2 protein-coding genes are annotated in these 1,149 nt (G+C 66.2%); one reads left to right on the top strand and one right to left on the bottom strand.

Translation table 11 applies throughout. The annotated features are described in order from the left end of the window. Positions 1–364, bottom strand: a 364-nt coding sequence (locus NKJ21_RS27460) for a LacI family DNA-binding transcriptional regulator (protein ID WP_254733456.1), incomplete at its 3' end; no start/stop codon positions are given. 161 nt (positions 365–525) lie between these two features. Here NKJ21_RS27460 and NKJ21_RS27455 point away from each other — a divergent pair. Continuing rightward, positions 526–1,149 (top strand): ATP-binding cassette domain-containing protein (locus tag NKJ21_RS27455; RefSeq protein ID WP_254733454.1); only part of this gene is annotated, 624 nt, incomplete at its 3' end.

The following is a 1,149-nucleotide window of genomic DNA, read 5'->3' as shown; positions in this document are numbered from 1 at the left end:
CCAGCATGCCGAACACGCGCTGTTCCTCGAACAGCTCGACGTGCCGGTCCTCGCGATCCTGCTTCTCATCGCTGTTGGCCATGAGCACGGTGAGGTCGTCGGTGGATGCGCGCTCCTCCGCACCGCGGGCGACCTCGGTGAAGAACGGGTTGCGCATGTCGAGCACGACCAGGCCGATGCTGCGGCTGCGACCCGCGCGCAGTTGGCGGGCGGCGTCGTTGCGCACGAACCCGAGGAGGTCGATGGCGCGGTGCACGCGGGCCACCGTCTCCGCCGACACCTTGTCGGGGCGGTTGAGCACGTTGGAGACGGTGCCGACGGACACCCCGGCGGCTTCGGCGACGTCGCGCACGCTGACGGCCACAGCTCTCCTCCTCACGTCCTCGGGCGGTGAGAGTGAAACGAATCAATAACGCCGGAAGACTACGGGCAAATTCGCCTTGACACCATCCTGACGAGGCCCTAACGTCGTTCCGGCAGGGATTGAAACGATTCACTCCCTCAATGGAGAGGGTGAGTTATCTCATGACCGACAGCCCCGTGCTGGAACTGCGGGACGTGCAGAAGTCCTTCGGCTCCGTCGTCGCACTGCGCTCCGGGACGATCTCCGGCGACGGCGGATCGATCCACGCCCTCGTGGGTGAGAACGGTGCCGGCAAGTCGACGCTCGTCAAGATCGTCGCCGGTCTCTACCAGCGCGACGCCGGCGTGTTCCGCCTCCGCGGCGAGGCGGTCGACTTCTCGTCGACCGCCCAGTCGAAGGCGGCGGGCGTCGCGGTCATCTACCAGGAGCCCACACTCTTCCCCGATCTCTCGGTGACCGAGAACATCTTCATGGGGCGCCAGCCGACCAGCCGATTCGGCCGCATCGACCGCAAGGCGATGCGCCACGAGGTCGAGCGCCTCTTCACCCGTCTCGGCGTGCTGATCGATCCCGATCGACCGGCCGAGGGTCTCTCCATCGCCGACCAGCAGGTCATCGAGATCGCCAAGGCCGTCTCCCTCGACGCGTCGCTGCTGATCATGGACGAGCCGACCTCGGTGCTGACGCCGCAGGAAGCCGACCGCCTGTTCATGACCTTGCGGCAGTTGAAGGCCGAGGGGTTTTCGATCCTCTATCTCAGCCACAAGCTGGCCGAGATCCAGGCG

Origin of the sequence: Klebsiella sp. SWET4, assembly GCF_024296565.1 — a bacterium.
GTDB lineage: Bacteria > Pseudomonadota > Gammaproteobacteria > Enterobacterales > Enterobacteriaceae > Klebsiella > Klebsiella variicola.
This window is presented reverse-complemented; position numbering and strand designations above follow the sequence as displayed.